Origin of the sequence: Deinococcus frigens DSM 12807, from assembly GCF_000701425.1 — a bacterium.
Classification (GTDB): Bacteria; Deinococcota; Deinococci; order Deinococcales; family Deinococcaceae; genus Deinococcus; species Deinococcus frigens.
The window spans coordinates 14,700-30,862 of the sequence record NZ_JNIW01000001.1 but is presented as its reverse complement, the minus strand read 5'-3'; the positions used below and the strand labels follow the sequence as shown (position 1 = coordinate 30,862).

Sequence of the window (16,163 nt, the reverse complement as noted above, 5' to 3'; positions counted from 1 at the left end):
CGGCGGGGCGGGTCCGTCACTTCGCCACACTCAGCGAATAGGCCAGCAGCTCCTCGCGGCTCAGGACCTGTCTGCCCCTGAGCACGCTCAGGCTGCCGCCCGGCTGAGCCGCCTGGCCCAGTTGCAGCACGTATTCGTAGCCCGCGTTGGTCCAGACGTAGCGTTCGCGGCCTGACGCAGTGTGCGCGCCGCCCGTGAGCTGAATGCCCGGCGTGCCGTCGCGGTTGCGGCTGGCGTAGGTGACCCTGCCCTGCGCTTCCCAGACGATCACAGAATGTTTTGCAGTGGCGGCCAGCACGGTGGCCTGCGGCACGTAGCGGCACTGGAACCGGCCCGCCGGAACGACATATGCATTGATGTGGGTCATGCGGTAGTGCGGATCATCGGTGTTTTCCACATTGCTGCTGTGGATGAAGTCTCTGGATGCGTTACTGGCCCTTCGGCGTGCCTGATCCTGGGCCTGGCCCAATGGAATCAGAGGCGTGTAGATCTGGCCCGCTCCAGCATCGGGCAACCCCAGTTGCCAGTCCCGCGCGGTCAGTTGACCGCCCATTCCCGGCTCAGTGTTCCACTGCACCAGCGTGACCAGACTCGCTGCGCGTTTCGGAAATGACAGCGCCAGCATCCGCCGGGGCGTGTCGCACCACGACTGGACCGTTTGCCAGCCGCCGATGTTGGCGTAAGAGGATTCCCGCCACTGCGCCTGCGCGTCCGCGCCCCCGGCCAGGGCCAGGGCAACTAAAACCGTGCGCTTCATGTCCCCAGCCTCGGCCTGAGCGCTGAGGCGGATCTGACGACAGGGTGATACAGGCTTGAGCAGCAGGAATGGTTGAGAGAACAGCACAGATCAGCACCGCCTGACATTGATTGGTGGGGCGGCGCTGCGGTGGCTTAGAGCATTTGGGAATTTGAAACTGCGGGACAGCTCAGGAAATGAACTCTACCTTGCCGTCGTCCAGATCGTAGCGAGCGCCCACGATCTTGAGTTTTCCCGCTTGCAACGGCTTTTCCAGCAGTTCACCCGAAATTTTCAGGCGGGCCACCACGCGGCGCACGTTCTCGCGCACGGCGTTGTCCAGCAGGTCGCCGGATTTGCCGCGCACGCCCAGCACGGCGGGAATGATCGGCTCGCCCATGTCGCCAATGGCCCCCGGATACACCGTGTTGTTCTCTACAATGTCCACGGCGGCCACTGCGCCGCATTTTTCGTGGCCAAGCACCACGACCAGCGGGGTTCCCAGCTCGGCCACGGCGTACTCAATGCTGCCCAGCGCGGCGTCGTCCACGGTGTTGCCCGCGATACGGATGGTAAACAATTCGCCCAGCCCGCGCCCGAACAGGATTTCGGGGGCTACCCGCGAATCGGAGCAGCCTACCACGATGGCAAGGGGTTTTTGGCCCTTGGCAATTTGCAAGCGCCGCGCATTGTTGGACAGCGAGGCGTCGTAGCTGCCTGCCAGATAATCGGTGTTGCCCTTACGCAGCATGGCAAGCGCCTGATCCGGCGAAACCTGCGGCCCCTCTGCGCCGCCCGCCTTGGCCAGCGACGTGCCAAAACCTGTAGCAAGCGCCGAAGCGCCGAGCATGCCCAATACACTTCTTCTGGATACGGTCATCTATACCTTCTGAGAATGAAAAGGTGGAAATAAAAAAAGTGCTGCAAATCCCCAAATTTACTGTAACGGACTTGCCCTCCCGGTTTTTCTAACTGAGCAGCTTCAGACTTGAACTATTGCTTATATTCCCGGCCCTTCCAGCGCACCCGCCGCCGCGCCGCCCGCAGGTAGACCGGCAGCGCCAGCAGCGGAGTCAGCGGCCCCAGCAGGCCTTCCAGCAAGTCGGCGGGCGTGCGGCGGCCCGCAGTCAGGGCCACGGCGGTCCGCTCCAGCAGCCCCAGCACGCGCAGCGCCCGCGCCCCCGGCACCGGCCACACCCACGGCAGCGTATACACCGCCAGATGTGCGGCAGCGCTCAGCAGCAGCAGCGGGCGCGAATGCAGGTGAATGGGTAGCACGTTCTTGGAAAACCCGCGCACCGAATCCGGATAAGAGCGGTACATTCGCACGCCGATGGCCCCGCGCCCCATCGCCGAGGCCACCCGGCCCCCACGGGCTTTCAGGCGGCGGGCGAGCTGGGTGTCTTCCAGCAGCTCCCGGCGCACCAGCGCGTAGCCCCCGGCCCCCTCCAGTGCTGGGCGGCGAAAGGCCATCACCTGCCCGTTGGCAACCGTGGCGGCGGGCTGCGGCAGCGTGATAAAGGGATAGGGAAAATACGACAGCACGGCGGCGTCCACCAGCGGCGTCAGCAGGCGCTCGCCCAGGGTGCGGTTGTCCTGGCGCGGCTGGACGCTCAACAAGTCGGCGTCGCTGGCCGTCAGTTCGTGCAGCACGGCCCCCAGCGCGCCCGCATGCCACGTCACGTCCGCGTCGGTGAAGATCAGGATGTCGCCGGAGGCCAGCACCGCAAGTTGCTGACAGGCCCACGGTTTGCCAAACCAGCCGGGGGGCAGCGGCTGGCCCCGGACCACCCGCGCGCCCATTCCATACGCGATCTTTGCCGTGTCGTCGCTGCTGCCGTCGTCCAGCACGATCACCTCGTCGGCCCCCTGCGCCAGCACGCCGGGAAGGGTCAGGGGCAGGTTGGCGGCCTCGTCGCGGGCGGGAATCAGGATGGACACGCGCGGGCCGCCCTGCGGCGTGGGGCGGGGGCGCAGGCGCGGAAAGGTCACGGCGTTGATCAGGAGCACCGCCGCCTTGCTCGCCAGCCACGCAAAGGCAAAGGTGTGGTACACGCGGGCGGCGGGTTTCACCGGTCACCCGTGATCAGCGTCAGCAGGCGGGCGGGCCAGTCCACCGCATCGCTGCCGCTGGACCGCCCCCGCATGACGCGCAGGTATCCGGCCAGGGGTTGCTCCGGGTCACTGGAGGCAAGTTCAGCGTCCAGCAGGCCCAATTCGTGGACCAATGCCCCGGCCAGATCGGTTGTCTGCTTCCCAATCCGTAGATACGCCTCCGGCCACTGCCCGCCGCGCATCACCACCCGCAGGGCCACGGGAATCAGGGGAACGCCCGCCGCCCGCGCAATCCAGGCCGCGCCGGGGTGCAACTCGGCCAGGGGTCCGGCACTCTGCACGGCTCCTTCGGGAAAGACGGCCACCCACGCACCGTTCCGCGCACCGCGCGCCGCCTCCCGCACCCGGCCCGCTTCCAGTGCGCCCACGCGCCGCAGAAAGGGAAAGCGCCGCAGTTGCCGCGTCACCGTCAGGATTCGGAAGTCTGCACCCGCCCACCACGCCAGCTCCCGCAACACGTAGCCGTCCCACCAGGAATTGTGGTTGGGAGACAGCACCGCGCCGCCCGACGGCAGAAAACCGCGCACCCACACGCCGCCCAGCCCGGTGTGGAGGCTGCGGCGAATGCTGTGCCTCAGAACCGGAGTGGCCCACGGCGCACGGTCAGGCACGGCCCCTCACCGCCCGCGCCAGACCCAGCCCCAGCAACATGGCCAGCAGGGTAACGGCGGCTTCCGGGTAGCGGCCCACAAGGATTAACCCGCCGGGAAGGAAGAAAGTTTCAATGGGATAGGCGACGGCAAAATTGAACGGAGCTGGGCGGATTGGATGCTGAACGTTCTCCACGACAGGAGAAGGGGAAAAGACCTGCGGCCCGATTTTCAGCAGCACCCACGAAATGCCGCTGCCCACCGCCCACCAACCCAGGAAATTCTGGATGGGTGCGCCTGCCCACAGCGGGTTCGGATCACTCCACAGCCAGTAGCGCTGGGCGGTCATCAATGGCTCCAGGCCCACGTCCCACAGCGCCAGCAGCAGCCCGGCCAGCCACGCCCGCCCGCCAGACAGCAGCAGACCCGCCAGGGTCAGGGCAAACCAGCCCAGCGGGACCATCAGCGGCACGCCCAGAATCAAAGGCTCGGGGGCAGTGGCATACGAATAGATGCCAAAGGGAAAGCCGGTGCGGGTGCCGATGACCTCGGCGCTCAGGCCCAGGCCACAGGCAAAAGCCGCCATCAGCCAGGAGCGGCCCCAGCCTACCCGCTCGGCGGCGTAGAGCAGCGCGCCCACGAACAGCGCCGCCGTACTCGCCAGCCCCAGTATGCCGAAGCCTTGCGGCCACAGCGGAACGGGGACGTGCAGAACGGCATAGAGGGCAATCAGCCACATCCACGGGCGCGTTTCGGAAATTAGAACCTGGGTTCGTCTTTGAAGCGTTGTGGAAAAATCGCCGCCCAGCGCGTCTCCCGCCAAAGCCAGCACACCGGACAACGGCAGACCAATGGCGATCAGCGCCCAGCCTGTTTTCTGTTCCGCCAGCACCAGCAAGGCACCTAAAAAGGCCACCCCCAGAGCGGCGAAGGCGAGGCCGGAGCGGAGAAGGGTGGGCGTCATAGAACGGGCGGAGGCTGACGAGGGGCAGAGCGCCTAAAGTCCATGCGACCTGCTGGCAGTGTGGCCTGCCCGGTGGCCCACCCTTCCAACCTCCCCCGCAGGGGGGGAGGAGAAGAAGGTGCTGGACCCTTAGACCCTTTGACCCTTTGACCGCGCCCCACACATTCCCTCACTTCCACCCTCTCCGGGTCAAGTCCTTGACCAGCACCTGCGCGGCGTTGCGGCCACTGGCCCCCATGATTCCGCCGCCGGGGTGCGTACTCGCTCCGGTCAGGTACATGCCCTTCAGGCCCGGCCATTTGTACTGGCTGGCACGCATCCACGGGCGGAAGGAGAACATCTGGTCAAAGCTCATTTCCAGATGCATCACGTTGCCCCGGTGCAGACCCAGGTTGGTTTCCAGCCACTGCGGCGTCTGCACCAGCTCGCCCACGATGGTGTCGCGCGTGCCGGGGGCGTAGTGTTCAAAGGCGTTGAGGATGTTCTCGCGGGCCTCGGCAGTGCGCGTTTCCCAGCTTCCAGACGACAGCTCATACGGGTAATACTGCGCCCACAGCCACAGCGCCTCGCCGCCGGGAGGGGCCAGCGAGTCGTCCACGGCGCTAAAGCTCATGGCGATTAAAGGCGGATCGCTCGTCGGCTCTCCGGCCAGATATTGACCGTAACCCTTCATCAGTTGCTGCTCGCTCTTGATCAGCAGGCCCAGGCCCACGCGGCTGTCCGGTTCAGTGTGGTGGCGGTACTTGACCTGCTCGGACAGCGCGAGGCGCAGCACCATCCCGAAGCCGTTGCCCACTCGCACATTGCGGGCAGAGGCAGGTACGAACTCGTCGGGCAGCGCCCCGGCGGTGGTCAGCACATGCGCCCCGGACACGACGGCGCGGGCGGTGTAGGTCTCGCCGTTCTCCAGGCGGATGCCCTGTGCTTTGCCATCCTTAACGAGGATGTCTTTAACGGGCGCGTTGACGAAGACCTCGCCGCCATTGGCCTCAATCGCGCGCTTGAGCGCCTGGGTCAGCCCGCCGCTGCCGCCCTTGGGCCGGGCCACGCCGCCCTCGTGATACAGCGGGTGCCACAGCAAAAACGGCGCACTCAGCGGGTCAGACGGCGGCGGCCCGCTCTGGGCGGCCATCCAGGTCAGCGGCGCACGCACGCGCTCGTCGCTGAAGTATTCCTTTGCCACCTCGCCGTAGGGCTTGAGGATGCGTGGAAGCTGTTCCATCCAGTCACGGCCCTTGCCCGAACTGACCACCATTTTCCCCATGTCCAGCGGCCCCGGCGCGGAGTTGAACAGGTCTGCCACGCTGCGGGCGAACGGCGTCCAGTCGTCCAAAAAGCGGGTGTACGCCTCGCCCTGGCCGGGAAACAGCGCCTCTAACTCGCGGGCGGTGCGCCCCGCGTCGCGGTGGATGAACCACGGCTGATCGCCGTCGTAGGCGTGAAACATCGGGTCCACTTCCAGGTAGTGCAGGCCGTGGCGGGTCAGCTCCAGCTCGCGCACCACCGGGGTCATGCGAATCAGGATATGGGCGCTGCCGCCGTAGTCGAAGCGGTAGCCGGGGACCAGCTCCTCGGTGCTCACGGCCCCGCCGACGATGTGCCGCCGCTCGAACACGCCCACTTTCAGTCCTGCTTTGGCTGCGTAGGCCGCCGTTACCAGCGCGTTGTGGCCCGCGCCCATCACGATCACATCAAAATCTGGCATTGGGGCAAGTCTGTCATGAAGACGGCGGGAGAGAGGGGAAGGAATGCGCCAGAAGGCCGATGCGTGCGGCTTCCCAAACCCTTCACACTGAAGCCATGCCTCCTTTCACCGTCCGCCGCCTCGGTTCTGGCGATGAGCAAGCCCTCGCCCTCGTCGCCCACGATGAAACCGACTTCACGGGCGAGGAACCCAGCCCGCCGCTGACCCCCAAAGCTGCCCGCGCTTACCTGTCCGATCCCGCCGTGTGGCACTGGCACGCTGAAGCGGACGGGCAACCCATCGGCTTTCTGATGGCCTACGTGCAGCGGCAACGACACGGCGACGCCCAGCACGTCATGTTCTACGAAATTGGCGTGCGCGAACTGTGGCGGCGGCGGGGTGTGGGCCGCGCACTGGTGGCCGCCCTGCATGAGCAGATGCGTGTTGAGAAAATAACAGAAGTCTGGGTGCTGGCCGACAACCCGGAAGCTCAGGCGTTTTACGAGAACTGCGGGTATGCGGTGGACGAGTTGCAGGGGGTGATGCTCTCGCGGGAGGCATAGTTCAGAGCAAACACAAAATCCTCTCACTTGACTTTCTGTTGTATTTCTACAACAATACGCAGCATGGTAGCGAAGTCTTCCGGGCGTTCCCCTGCGCCTCCCCTGCACAACCGGCTGCCCGTTTTGCGGGCCGAGCGCGGGCTGTCGCGGCAGGAGCTGGCAGCCGCCATAGACGTGAATTACCAGACCATCGGCTACCTGGAACGGGGCGAGTACGCGCCCAGCCTGGACCTCGCCCTGCGCCTGAGCGAGTTCTTTGGTCTGCCCATCGAGGCGATCTTTTCGCGCACGCCGTTCACGCCGCTGAGCGAGAAAGTGTATGGAGGTCCGTCATGAATGCTGCCGTGAGCCGTTCCCGCCCGCTGCCCAGTCGCCAGTCCCGCCGCCGCATCGTTGTGATGTACGGCGTTGGAGTGTCGCTGATCGCCGTAATCAACCTGCTAAGTCTGGCCGTTCACCCACAAAGTTTGCTGTGGATCGCCTTGCTGCTGCTTTACGTGGTGGGGGTCATCCTGACCATTTACGGCGGTCTGAAGCTCAGCCAGCCCGCGCTTCAGGGGCTGCCGCAGCAGGCAGGGGCCACCCTAGACGAGCGCCAGCGTGAGCGACTCTCGTGGGCCATGGCCGCGTCCTACCGCGCGATGTCCTTGCTGCTGATAGCAGCCCTACTGGGCTTCCTGTTCGCCAGCGACGACGTGCTGGGCCGACTGCGAAATACAGCCGTCGGCGGCGGTGTGGCCGTTGCATTTTTGTTGCTCATTCCCTTCCTGCCCAGCGCCATCCTCGCCTGGACCGAACCTGACATAAGCGAGTAAGAACCCCTCCCCTATCCTGCCCCCATGTTTCGCAACCGCCGCGTGCCGCCCCACCTCGTCCTGACCTTCAGCGTGCTGCTGGGGGCGCTGTGCACGGTGGGGGCACTGTGCGCGGTGGGGGCCTTTTTCGCCGTGCGTTCGGCAAGCTGGCTGTGGGCCGCGCTGGCTCTGGTGCTGGCGGTGTGGTTCAGCGTGGACGCCGTGCGTTCCTACGGCTGGAAGGAGAATAAGAAGCGTCTGGCCGCAGAGAAAGTTGATCTGAGCTGACCTGTACTTAGGAGTACTTAGGAGTACTTAGGAGCTGAACCGTACTTGAGAGCTGGCCCGTACTTGAAACCGTCTCGCTCTGAGCCAGCATCGGTTTCCTCGCCCCTCGTCGCCAGCCTCCAAATACGATGACCGCTCCGGCCCGCACCCCGTCTTTATTTCAAGGCTCAGCCGCCCACCTGCCGGGTCCAGTCCTGGAGGTTGTGGTAGCTGGTCACACGGGTGATCAGGCCGCCGTGAACCTCGAAAAACGCGCCTACCGGCAGCGCGTACACCTGGCCCCTGGCGGTGGGCAGATCGGCGTCGGTCTTGAGGTACTCGCCGTGAATCACAAACTCGGCGGCGGCGCGCACGCCATCGGGGCTGACCATCACGGTCAGGTCGCGGGCCTCCTGGCGGTAGTGGGCGTTCATGTGGGCCAGAAAAACGCGGAACGCGGTCCGGCCCAGCTCGGTGCCGCCCTGGTTGACGTCGTGCTGCACGTCATCGCTCAGCAGTTCCAGCAGGCCCTGCGAATCGGCAGCGTTAAAGGCGGCGTAGTAGCGGGTGATCAGGTCCTGCGTGGTGGCCCGTGGCGTGGGCGGCGTCTGGGGAGCCGGGTGGGGTTCGGGGGTCCGGGAACTCATGCCCGCCAGGATAGAGGGACCGCCCAAGCGCCTCATTCGCCTGGCCGAGGGTCAACTTGAGCGTCACTTTAGGGTTGCGGGTCCGCCTGGCCTGGTGGGGGGAGGTCAATGGGGCATTGAGAAAAAACCTGTGCCCCGCAGGCCGCCGCGTTCTGCTACTTTAGAGACAATTCAGACCGCAGCACCACGCGCCGTTGGCCTGCCAGGCCAGGTGCGTGCGTTTAAATGGAGGTTTTCCGCATGAGATCAATGCGTTACATCGTGACCCGTCCCTGTTTGCAAGAAGGCAGCCTAAGCATCCTGAAATACCTGCAATCCACCTTTTCCCAGAGCGGCCCGGCGGTGTTCGTGGACGACAAGGGCGACGAACACAGCGTGCAGGTGGACACCGAGCGCGCCCGGATCTGGGGCCTGGGCGGGCTGTACCACACCCAGCATCTGGGTGTGAACGACGTATTGATCCTGACCAGTCTGGCCCCGGCGCGCTATCAGGTGGAGGCCATCGTCAAGCCCTACGCGCCGCCGCCCTCGCCCCGCCGCGAGGCCAATAAGGCCCTTGAGACCCGGCGCGTGGTGGTGGCCTCCACCGCCCACGTCCGCGAGGTGCGGATGCAGGAAGTGCCGCAGCCCCAGCCTGCCAAAGCCCGTCCAGCCCAGCCTGCCGAGGCCCCCGTGCCCGACACTGGCGTGGGCGAGATCCGGGTGACCGAGGTGCGGGCGGGCGCGGCGGAGACGGCAGACTGGATCCAGACTGAGCGGACCCAGACTGAGCGCATGCAGACTGAGAAGTCGGGCGAGCGCAGCCGCGCCGGGTGGACCGCCGCGACCATCCCCAGTGCGACCGCGCCCTCCAACACGCAATCTGGCGGCGCGCAATCCGGCAGCACGCAGGCTCCCAGCGCCGTGGCGGAAGAACCGTTCATGTCCGCCCCGACGCCGCGCCCCGCTCCCGCCACTGAAATCAGGAATGCTGCGGAGGCCGAGCGGCCAGCGGGCCAACTGGCCGAACTGGCCCGATTGACCGGTTACCGCCTGGACGATCTGGGCGGCGGCGTGCTGCGCCTGAAGGCCGAACTGGGCGCGCACGGCTACGCGGTGCTGGTGGCGCTGGACGGGCAGGCCATGACCTCGCCCGCCTGGAAGGAGGAAGAGGGCCACCGCGTGCTGCTGTGCGGCGAGGGAGAAGAGCCGCAGGGCGTGGCCCGCCTGACCCACGAGGCGCTGGCCGCTTTAATCGAACACGCGCGGCTGGCCCCGCTGTCCCCGGTGGATCTGCGCGGGTACTGGAAGGCCGGGCACGTGGACCTGGAATCTGCCGCCAGCGTCGCTGAACTGGTCAGCGCGCACCTGGCTCAGCGCGGCGTCTTTAGCTTCGTACTGCTCACGCTGGCGCAGCAGCCCGCCCACAGCGTGGTCAGCGTGGCGCGCCTGGCCGAGAAACTGGGCAGCGGCGTCAACTACGCCGAGCTGGGCAGCATCCTGGAAACCCTGACCCGCGCGCCCTTCCTGGCCCTGACCCCGCTGCCCGGTGGCCAGTTCCTGCTGCGCGTGGGCGTGACCGAGATCCTGACCGATCTGGCCGCCTACGCCGATGGCGTGCGCCGCCGCGTCCGCACCCCGGCCACACCGGCGGGCAACAGGGCGCAGGCGGCCCAGCGCGAGGGCCTCCGGGCCTAAAGCTGATCTGGACAGAGCTGAGCTGGGAATTCCCACCAAAAAACACTGTTTTCCCGTCACCGCGCCCCTACACTGGCGCGGTGACTGCTGTTCCAGACCCCATCCCCAGGCTTCGCAAGGCGCTGCTGGCCTGGTTTGACGCCTCGGGCCGGGCGCTGCCGTGGCGGCTGGGCGCGGAGGGGCGGCGCGACCCCTACCGCGTGTGGGTGGCCGAGATTCTGTTGCAGCAGACCCAGGTGGCGCGCGGGCTGCACTATTACGACCGCTTTCTGGAGGCGTTCCCTGACGTGGGGGCGCTGGCTGCCGCGTCCACCCACGCCGTGCTCAAAGCCTGGGAAGGCTGCGGCTACTACGCCCGCGCCCGCAACCTGCACCGCGCGGCGGGCATCATCGCCGCAGACGGCTTTCCCAGCGATTATGGCGGCTGGCTGGCGCTGCCGGGGGTGGGGCCGTACACCGCCGCCGCCGTCTCCAGTCTGGCCCACGGCGAGGCCCGCGCGGTCAACGACGGCAACGTGCGCCGGGTTCTGGCGCGGCTCTACGGCGAGGCCCGCCCCACCGACGCTTGGATTCAGGCGCGGGCCGACGCCCTGCTCTCCCCTGTCCGCCCCGGCGCGTGGAACGAGGCGGTCATGGATCTGGGCGCAACCGTCTGCACGCCCAAGGCTCCGCGCTGCGCCGCATGCCCGCTGGCGGCCCACTGCGCGGCGCTGGCAACGGGCACCCCTACCGCCTTTCCCGCGCCCAAGGTCCGGGCGGCAGTGCGGGCGGTAGAGGCGGTGGCCGTGCTGATCGGCAATGGGCAGGAGGCGGTGCTGGAACGGCGCGGGGGTGGGTTGCTGGGCGGCCTGATGGGGCTGCCGACGCGCGAACTTGTCCCGCAGGAGACGGCGGCGACGGCGCTGGAGGCCCTGTGCAAACGGCTGGACGCGCGGCCCGGCGAACTGCTGGGCCAGGTCCAGCACCGCATGACGCACCGCCAGATCACGCTGCACGTCTATGCGGCGGCCTCCAGCCTGCCCCGGCAGGTGGTGGCGACGGCGGCCCTGTCCCGGCTGGACCACAAGGCGCTGGGGCTGCTGCGAACGCGGCAGGACAGCCTGTTTGCCGCCCCACTCATGGGCCGTTCATCCATTTGAATGATGGCCTGGCCGTGGGGCAGCGCGCTACACTACGGCGTTTATGAAGTCCAAACCCGCCGCCGCCGCCGTTCGCACGTTCCAGAAAACGCGCACTGCGGCGCGTGGGGCGCTGCTGTGGAGCTATGAACAGCGCCTGGCCCGCGAAGTGGGCAGCGGCGGCAAGCTCCCGCGTCACCTGGGATTGATCTTGGACGGCAACCGCCGTTACGCGCGGGCGGCGGGCGTGGAGCGCGAACTGGGCTACGAGTTCGGCATCGACAAGGCCCACGAGGTCTTGCAGTGGTGCCTGGAACTGGGCATAGGGGCCGTGACCATCTGGGTGCTGTCCACCGACAACGTGGCCCGCGACCCCGACGAGGTCCGGCACCTGATGGGCCTGTTTGACCGCGAGGCCCGCAACCTGGCCCGCGATCCACGCATCCACGCCAACCGGGTCAAGGTGCGCGCCATCGGGCAGCACGGCAGCTTTCCGGGCCATGTGCTGGACGCTCTGCGGGAATTGGAAGAAAAGACCGCCCACTACGACGGCATGAGATTGAACATCGCCGTGGGCTACGGCGGGCGCGAGGAGATCGTGGACGCGGTCAAGATGCACCTCTCAGCCCAGGCCGCCGCCGGGGTCACGCTGGAGCAGGCCGCCGCCGCGCTGGCCCCGGACCACATCAGCGCGCACCTGTACACCACCGACACGCCGGACCCCGACTTTATTATCCGCACCAGCGGCGAGATCCGGCTGTCGGGCTTCATGCTGTGGCAGAGCGTGTATTCCGAGTACTACTTCTGCGACGTGTACTGGCCGGGCTTTCGCCGGGTGGACTTCCTGCGGGCGCTGCGGGACTTCCAGGGCCGCGACCGGCGGTTCGGCAAGTAGCCGGAACGGAGGTGGGACTGAGCAACTGGGGAGCAAAAGCGAAGGGAGAAAGAAAAGGGTCGCTGGAAGGGCGGCCTTAATTACTGCTTGCTTCTTTGCGGGCATAGACCCAAACAGCCTCAAGCTTGATGGCTCCGGGCGCATCTATTCGCACCAGTCGGACTTCCGTCAAGACATCGGCAGCAAAGTCGGCGAGGATTTCTGTCTCGACAACGCTCATCTCTTCACTGAGGCTCTCGCTTGATGCGCCGTCATAAATGCAGAATAACTGAATCTTTCGCCCATCCAGCAGAAAGCCTACCCGACGCATTTCCGGCGTAACTGCACCCAGTAAGGCACGAACAACGCTTAGAGCGACGTTTTCTCTTCCAGGGGCATTCCCTGCGAGAGCATCCATGTCCTTACGCCTCGCGCACGCCCGTGACCCAGTAGCGCACGCGTTCGGCGACGTTTTCCATGTGGTCGCCGACGCGTTCCAGGCTGCGTCCCACCCGCATCAGCATCAGCGCCTTGCTGATGTTGCGCGGGTCCTCGAGCATGTAGGTCACCAGCTCACGCTGAATCTGCTCGTACAGGTCGTCGACCTCGTCGTCCATCCCGATGGTGGTCTCGGCGCGGGTCACGTCGCGGTCCGCGATGGCCGTTCTCAGGTTCTGGCTCATCTCGCCCAGGCGGGCCAGCATGCGCGCCAGGTTGACGTATTTCTTGAGGGCCGGGGCCTGGGCCAGCTCCGCGCCGTCCTCGGCCACGTGAACCACGTAGTCGCCCATGCGCTCGATGTCCGACAGACTTTTGAGGATCAGCGCCACCAGCCGCAGGTCACGCGCCACCGGCTGATACCGCGCGATGATCCGCAGGCATTCGGCCTCGATGCGGGCCTCCTGCGCGTCCACCTCCAGGTCCAGGGCGCGCACCTCTGCCAGACGCTCGGTCTGCTCGTGCAGCAGCACGTCGGCGGCCACCGGCAGCATCTGCTCGACGGTGCCCAGCATGTTCAGCGCGCCGTTCAGCACGCTCCGCAGATCATTTTCAAGCACTTCACGCATGGGAACTCCTGGGGGCGGTCATTGGGGGGCAATGGAACACCGGGGTGTCAGGGGAGGGTCAGGGGCGTCTCCAGGTCACCAGGGCCGAGGGTCTGAACGCAAGAGCCTCGCCCACGTTGAGACCTTCAGACGGTACAGACGTTCAGACATTCTCTCATCCCAGCCCCCCCACACCCGGCAGCGTGAAGCAAAAGGCGTTGCGCCCGTCTGTGCGCGTCGCCCAGGCCTGGCCGCCCCAGCCGTGGACGACGCTGCGGACGATGTACAGGCCCATGCCGCTGCCCTGGCCGCTGGCCCCCGCGCCGCGCGTGTGGGCCTGAAACAGCGTGTCGGTGTCGGGGATGGGCGGGCCGTGGTCCAGCACGCAGACCTCGACCCAGGTGCCGCGCCCGGCGGTCTGGACCTCGATGTCCTGGCCCGGCGGGCCGTATTTCAGGGCGTTCTCGATCAGGTTCAGCAGCACCTGGAGCAGCTTGTCGGGATCAGCACGCACCAGATGGTCCGCCCCGAAACTCAGGTGGGAGCCGCGCAGGGTCAGTTCGCTGTCCAGCAGGCGCTCGGCGCGGGCAAAGGCCTCGGCCAGCGGCAGGGTGCGGGCGCGGGTGGGGCGAAAGCCCACGGCCAGGTCCTCTACCAGCCGGGCCAGGCGTGCGGTTTCCTGGAGGCCCTGGCGCACGAAGTTCTGCGACAGCTCGCGGGGCATGTCGTATTCCAGCGCCTCCAGCACGCCCCTCAATGCCGTGACCGGGGTGCGGAACTCGTGCGAGAGGACGGCGGTGGCCTCGCGCAGTTCGGCCTCGCGGCGGTGGTGATCGGTGATGTCCTCCACGATTAAAGCCGCCGCGTCGCCGTCCCGGGTGGCCGCGCAGCGCAGGGTGCGCCCGCTGACCTCCAGCTCCAGCTCGCCGCCACGCTCGATCAGCGCCTCCAGGGTATGTCGCCGCACCACCTCTAACACCGGACGGCCCGCTGCCCGCGCCTGCGTGACGCCCCACAGCCGCGAGGCCGCCGCGTTCAGGCGGTCCACCTTGCCCCCCTGGCACAGCAGCACGGCCTGGGGCAGCGCGTCAATCCAGAAGTCCGGCGCGGTGGTGCCCGCCCGCCCCTGCGCCGTCACTTGGCCCCGGTCCACGGGCGCATGCGGTAGCCCTTGCCGCGCACCGTTTCCAGAAAGGCGGGCTGGCCCACCGTCTCACCCAGGTGCGAGCGCAGTTGCGTGATGTGCTGGTCCACCGTGCGCTCGCCGCCCAGGAAATCCGCGCCCCACACCCGGTCCAGCAGCTCGGTGCGCGAGTACACGCGCCCGGTGTGCTGGGTCAGAAAGGCCAGCAAGTCAAACTCACGGCGGGTCAGGTTCAGTTTCTGCCCGGCCACCTGTGCCTCCGCGCCGCCCATATCGATTGCCAGCGGGCCGTTGGTCAGCGTCTGGGGCGTGTCCGGCTGGGTGCGGCGCAGCAGGGCGCGCACGCGGGCCACCAATTCAGCGGCGCTGAACGGCTTGGTCAGGTAATCGTCCGCCCCGGTTTCCAGGCCCTCCACCCGCTCGGCCTCGGCGGCGCGGGCGGTCAGCATCAGCACCGGCAGGCGGCGCAGCTCGGCGTCGTCGCGCAGCCGGCGCAGAAAACCCAGACCGCTCTCGCCGGGCAGCATCCAATCCAGCACCAGCGCGTCGGCCCCGGCCAGCGCCTCCAGCCCGCCCGCCGTGGATTCAAGCGCGGTCACGCGCAGCCCGGCACGTTCCAGGTGGAAGCGCAGCACATCCCGCACGGTTCCCTCGTCCTCGATGACAACGACGTGGCTCATTGCCTCTCATTGTGGAGGGTCAGGTCAGGGAGATGTCAGGCGCAGACGGGGGGAGGACTGTTTCCTTCCCACCTCTCCTGGCCTGCCAGAGTCCAGCCGTGACCACCCCGTAGCGCCCCGTTTCTGCAAGCCTGCTTACCAACCCCAATGAACTCGCAAGCCCAATTGAACCGAACCTTTAAGCTGTGAGTTTTCGTACCTTATGAGTAGCGGCTGTTTTGAGAGCCAGCTTACTGTTCCGCCTGAAATCGGTTGAGGCGGAGGGGGGTGAGTCTGGCTTGAAAGTTCACCGTGTAAAGGGTGACGCCCCGAACGCAGCCGCTTCAAGGAGAAACATCATGAGGAAATTGCTGCTTTTCGGTTCTCTGGCCCTGACGCTCGCCGCCTGCGCTCCCGCGACGACACCGACGAACATGTCTCAAACCTTCAAGGTGCGCGTTCAGAACGTCTCCACGCCCACCACGCTGGCCACGCCGGGCGGTCCCAACGCTGCCGTGCCAGCGCCGCTCTCGCCCGTCGTCTGGATCGTTCACAGCGGAAGTAACCCGATCTGGACGCTCGGCACCAAAGCCAGCGCAGGCCTTGAAAGTGTGGCGGAGGACGGCAGCCCCATGACGTTGGCGGGCGAACTTAAGGGCAAGGGCCACAGCAGCGGCGTGGCCAGTATTCCTGTCGGTGCCTCCGCACCCGGCCCGATCCTCCCCGGCGACGCCTACGAATTCACGCTCAGCGCGGTGCCCGGAGACCGGCTGTCCTTTGCCACCATGTTCGTGCAGTCCAATGATCTGTTCTACGACTTTTCCGGCGCGGGCCTGAACCTGTTCGGGGCGGATGGCAAGCCGGTGTCCGGCGACGCGACTGGCGGGGTGGTGCTGCTGGACTCGGGAACCGAGGTCAACGAGCAGCCCGGCGTGGGGCCAGCTCAAAAGCCGCGCCAGCCGAGCGACAATTTTGGCCCCAGCGAAAACGACGTGGTGCACCTGGTCAACGACGGTTACGTTTACCCGGCGGCCAGCAGCGTGATCAAGGTGACGATCACGCCCACTCAGTAACGGGAGGCCAGGCCAGGACCCTGGCAACCCACCCTGGGACAGACTTCGGCGGTTGACCACCGAGACCGTCCTGCGGGTGGGGCCAGAAGCGCGAAAGAGACGAGATGCAATCAGCCGATATGACCGCTCCGTCGCCGGGCGTACCGTTCGCTGGCCTGCCGCAATCTGTGCCGCAGTCCGTGGGGGCCAGTTCTTGCCATGTCGCGTGGCTG

At 66.8% G+C, this 16,163-nt stretch carries 19 protein-coding genes; 8 read left to right on the top strand and 11 right to left on the bottom strand.

Annotated features, from left to right (window positions below; all coding sequences use genetic code 11):
- Nucleotides 1-16: 16 nt before the first annotated feature.
- The 6 genes from Q322_RS0100165 to Q322_RS0100140 form a co-directional block, all read right to left on the bottom strand.
- Nucleotides 17-757, bottom strand: coding sequence for a hypothetical protein (locus Q322_RS0100165; protein WP_029474749.1), 741 nt, complete (start codon nucleotides 755-757; stop codon nucleotides 17-19).
- Between the two features lie 169 nt (nucleotides 758-926).
- A complete protein-coding gene (locus Q322_RS0100160; RefSeq protein ID WP_029474747.1) occupies nucleotides 927-1,616 on the bottom strand; it encodes a carbonic anhydrase in 690 nt (229 codons plus the stop codon).
- Between the two features lie 113 nt (nucleotides 1,617-1,729).
- Nucleotides 1,730-2,809: a glycosyltransferase family 2 protein gene (locus Q322_RS0100155; protein WP_029474745.1), complete on the bottom strand. Its 1,080-nt coding sequence runs from the start codon at nucleotides 2,807-2,809 to the stop codon at nucleotides 1,730-1,732.
- Nucleotides 2,806-3,462, bottom strand: a complete 657-nt coding sequence (locus Q322_RS0100150) for a lysophospholipid acyltransferase family protein (protein WP_029474742.1) — start codon at nucleotides 3,460-3,462, stop codon at nucleotides 2,806-2,808. Before Q322_RS0100150 ends, Q322_RS0100155 begins: the two co-directional genes overlap by 4 nt.
- Nucleotides 3,455-4,405, bottom strand: a complete 951-nt coding sequence (locus Q322_RS0100145; RefSeq protein WP_029474740.1) for a carotenoid biosynthesis protein — start codon at nucleotides 4,403-4,405, stop codon at nucleotides 3,455-3,457. Before Q322_RS0100145 ends, Q322_RS0100150 begins: the two co-directional genes overlap by 8 nt.
- A gap of 169 nt (nucleotides 4,406-4,574) precedes the next feature.
- On the bottom strand, nucleotides 4,575-6,110 hold the full coding sequence (locus tag Q322_RS0100140) for a phytoene desaturase family protein (RefSeq protein ID WP_029474738.1): 1,536 nt from the start codon (nucleotides 6,108-6,110) through the stop codon (nucleotides 4,575-4,577).
- 95 nt (nucleotides 6,111-6,205) lie between these two features.
- On the opposite strand from Q322_RS0100140, the gene Q322_RS0100135 reads away from it, so the two are divergent.
- From Q322_RS0100135 to Q322_RS0100120, 4 genes are all read left to right on the top strand, one after another.
- Nucleotides 6,206-6,652, top strand: coding sequence for a GNAT family N-acetyltransferase (locus tag Q322_RS0100135; RefSeq protein WP_029474736.1), 447 nt, complete (start codon nucleotides 6,206-6,208; stop codon nucleotides 6,650-6,652).
- 63 nt (nucleotides 6,653-6,715) lie between these two features.
- Complete coding sequence (locus Q322_RS0100130; protein ID WP_051667931.1) at nucleotides 6,716-6,988, top strand: helix-turn-helix domain-containing protein; 273 nt, start codon at nucleotides 6,716-6,718, stop codon at nucleotides 6,986-6,988.
- Nucleotides 6,985-7,467, top strand: a complete 483-nt coding sequence (locus Q322_RS0100125) for a hypothetical protein (protein WP_029474732.1) — start codon at nucleotides 6,985-6,987, stop codon at nucleotides 7,465-7,467. Before Q322_RS0100130 ends, Q322_RS0100125 begins: the two co-directional genes overlap by 4 nt.
- A gap of 24 nt (nucleotides 7,468-7,491) precedes the next feature.
- Nucleotides 7,492-7,734: a hypothetical protein gene (locus Q322_RS0100120; protein WP_029474730.1), complete on the top strand. Its 243-nt coding sequence runs from the start codon at nucleotides 7,492-7,494 to the stop codon at nucleotides 7,732-7,734.
- Between the two features lie 167 nt (nucleotides 7,735-7,901).
- Here the strand turns inward: Q322_RS0100120 and Q322_RS0100115 are convergent, their stop codons facing one another.
- Complete coding sequence (locus Q322_RS0100115) at nucleotides 7,902-8,360, bottom strand: ketosteroid isomerase-related protein (RefSeq protein ID WP_051667929.1); 459 nt, start codon at nucleotides 8,358-8,360, stop codon at nucleotides 7,902-7,904.
- 240 nt (nucleotides 8,361-8,600) lie between these two features.
- Here Q322_RS0100115 and Q322_RS0100110 point away from each other — a divergent pair, with 240 nt between their 5' ends.
- From Q322_RS0100110 to Q322_RS0100100, 3 genes are all read left to right on the top strand, one after another.
- Nucleotides 8,601-10,037: a hypothetical protein gene (locus Q322_RS0100110; protein WP_342667645.1), complete on the top strand. Its 1,437-nt coding sequence runs from the start codon at nucleotides 8,601-8,603 to the stop codon at nucleotides 10,035-10,037.
- Between the two features lie 80 nt (nucleotides 10,038-10,117).
- The gene (mutY, locus tag Q322_RS0100105; protein WP_029474724.1) at nucleotides 10,118-11,176 is read left to right on the top strand and encodes an A/G-specific adenine glycosylase; all 1,059 of its coding nucleotides are present in this window, start codon (nucleotides 10,118-10,120) and stop codon (nucleotides 11,174-11,176) included.
- A gap of 43 nt (nucleotides 11,177-11,219) precedes the next feature.
- On the top strand, nucleotides 11,220-12,050 hold the full coding sequence (locus tag Q322_RS0100100) for an isoprenyl transferase (RefSeq protein WP_029474723.1): 831 nt from the start codon (nucleotides 11,220-11,222) through the stop codon (nucleotides 12,048-12,050).
- A 76-nt stretch (nucleotides 12,051-12,126) separates the two neighbouring features.
- On the opposite strand, the gene Q322_RS20400 is transcribed toward Q322_RS0100100, so the two are convergent.
- The 4 genes from Q322_RS20400 to Q322_RS0100080 all read right to left on the bottom strand — a co-directional run bounded on the left by Q322_RS20400 (nucleotide 12,127) and on the right by Q322_RS0100080 (nucleotide 14,899).
- On the bottom strand, nucleotides 12,127-12,447 hold the full coding sequence (locus tag Q322_RS20400) for a MafI2 family immunity protein (RefSeq protein ID WP_029474720.1): 321 nt from the start codon (nucleotides 12,445-12,447) through the stop codon (nucleotides 12,127-12,129).
- 4 nt (nucleotides 12,448-12,451) lie between these two features.
- A complete protein-coding gene (gene phoU, locus Q322_RS0100090; RefSeq protein WP_029474718.1) occupies nucleotides 12,452-13,096 on the bottom strand; it encodes a phosphate signaling complex protein PhoU in 645 nt (214 codons plus the stop codon).
- Nucleotides 13,097-13,250: 154 nt separating this feature from the next.
- The gene (locus Q322_RS0100085) at nucleotides 13,251-14,228 is read right to left on the bottom strand and encodes a sensor histidine kinase (RefSeq protein WP_245593087.1); all 978 of its coding nucleotides are present in this window, start codon (nucleotides 14,226-14,228) and stop codon (nucleotides 13,251-13,253) included.
- Nucleotides 14,210-14,899 carry a winged helix-turn-helix domain-containing protein gene (locus Q322_RS0100080; protein WP_029474714.1) on the bottom strand — a complete coding sequence of 230 codons (690 nt, stop codon included), beginning with the start codon at nucleotides 14,897-14,899 and terminating at the stop codon, nucleotides 14,210-14,212. Before Q322_RS0100080 ends, Q322_RS0100085 begins: the two co-directional genes overlap by 19 nt.
- 338 nt (nucleotides 14,900-15,237) lie before the next feature.
- Here Q322_RS0100080 and Q322_RS0100070 point away from each other — a divergent pair, with 338 nt between their 5' ends.
- Nucleotides 15,238-15,951, top strand: a complete 714-nt coding sequence (locus Q322_RS0100070) for a spondin domain-containing protein (RefSeq protein WP_034417115.1) — start codon at nucleotides 15,238-15,240, stop codon at nucleotides 15,949-15,951.
- Nucleotides 15,952-16,163 lie beyond the last annotated feature (212 nt).

Bases quoted from the DNA above. Each gene is read 5' to 3' on its own strand.
- Q322_RS0100165 (WP_029474749.1), bottom strand. From the start codon at position 757: ATGAAGCGCACGGTTTTAGTTGCCCTGGCCCTGGCCGGGGGCGCGGAC.
- Q322_RS0100160 (WP_029474747.1), bottom strand. From the start codon at position 1,616: ATGACCGTATCCAGAAGAAGTGTATTGGGCATGCTCGGCGCTTCGGCG.
- Q322_RS0100145 (WP_029474740.1), bottom strand. From the start codon at position 4,405: ATGACGCCCACCCTTCTCCGCTCCGGCCTCGCCTTCGCCGCTCTGGGG.
- Q322_RS0100140 (WP_029474738.1), bottom strand. From the start codon at position 6,110: ATGCCAGATTTTGATGTGATCGTGATGGGCGCGGGCCACAACGCGCTG.
- Q322_RS0100135 (WP_029474736.1), top strand. From the start codon at position 6,206: ATGCCTCCTTTCACCGTCCGCCGCCTCGGTTCTGGCGATGAGCAAGCC.
- Q322_RS0100130 (WP_051667931.1), top strand. From the start codon at position 6,716: ATGGTAGCGAAGTCTTCCGGGCGTTCCCCTGCGCCTCCCCTGCACAAC.
- Q322_RS0100125 (WP_029474732.1), top strand. From the start codon at position 6,985: ATGAATGCTGCCGTGAGCCGTTCCCGCCCGCTGCCCAGTCGCCAGTCC.
- Q322_RS0100120 (WP_029474730.1), top strand. From the start codon at position 7,492: ATGTTTCGCAACCGCCGCGTGCCGCCCCACCTCGTCCTGACCTTCAGC.
- Q322_RS0100115 (WP_051667929.1), bottom strand. From the start codon at position 8,360: ATGAGTTCCCGGACCCCCGAACCCCACCCGGCTCCCCAGACGCCGCCC.
- Q322_RS0100110 (WP_342667645.1), top strand. From the start codon at position 8,601: ATGAGATCAATGCGTTACATCGTGACCCGTCCCTGTTTGCAAGAAGGC.
- Q322_RS0100100 (WP_029474723.1), top strand. From the start codon at position 11,220: ATGAAGTCCAAACCCGCCGCCGCCGCCGTTCGCACGTTCCAGAAAACG.
- Q322_RS20400 (WP_029474720.1), bottom strand. From the start codon at position 12,447: ATGGATGCTCTCGCAGGGAATGCCCCTGGAAGAGAAAACGTCGCTCTA.
- phoU (WP_029474718.1), bottom strand. From the start codon at position 13,096: ATGCGTGAAGTGCTTGAAAATGATCTGCGGAGCGTGCTGAACGGCGCG.
- Q322_RS0100080 (WP_029474714.1), bottom strand. From the start codon at position 14,899: ATGAGCCACGTCGTTGTCATCGAGGACGAGGGAACCGTGCGGGATGTG.
- Q322_RS0100070 (WP_034417115.1), top strand. From the start codon at position 15,238: ATGAGGAAATTGCTGCTTTTCGGTTCTCTGGCCCTGACGCTCGCCGCC.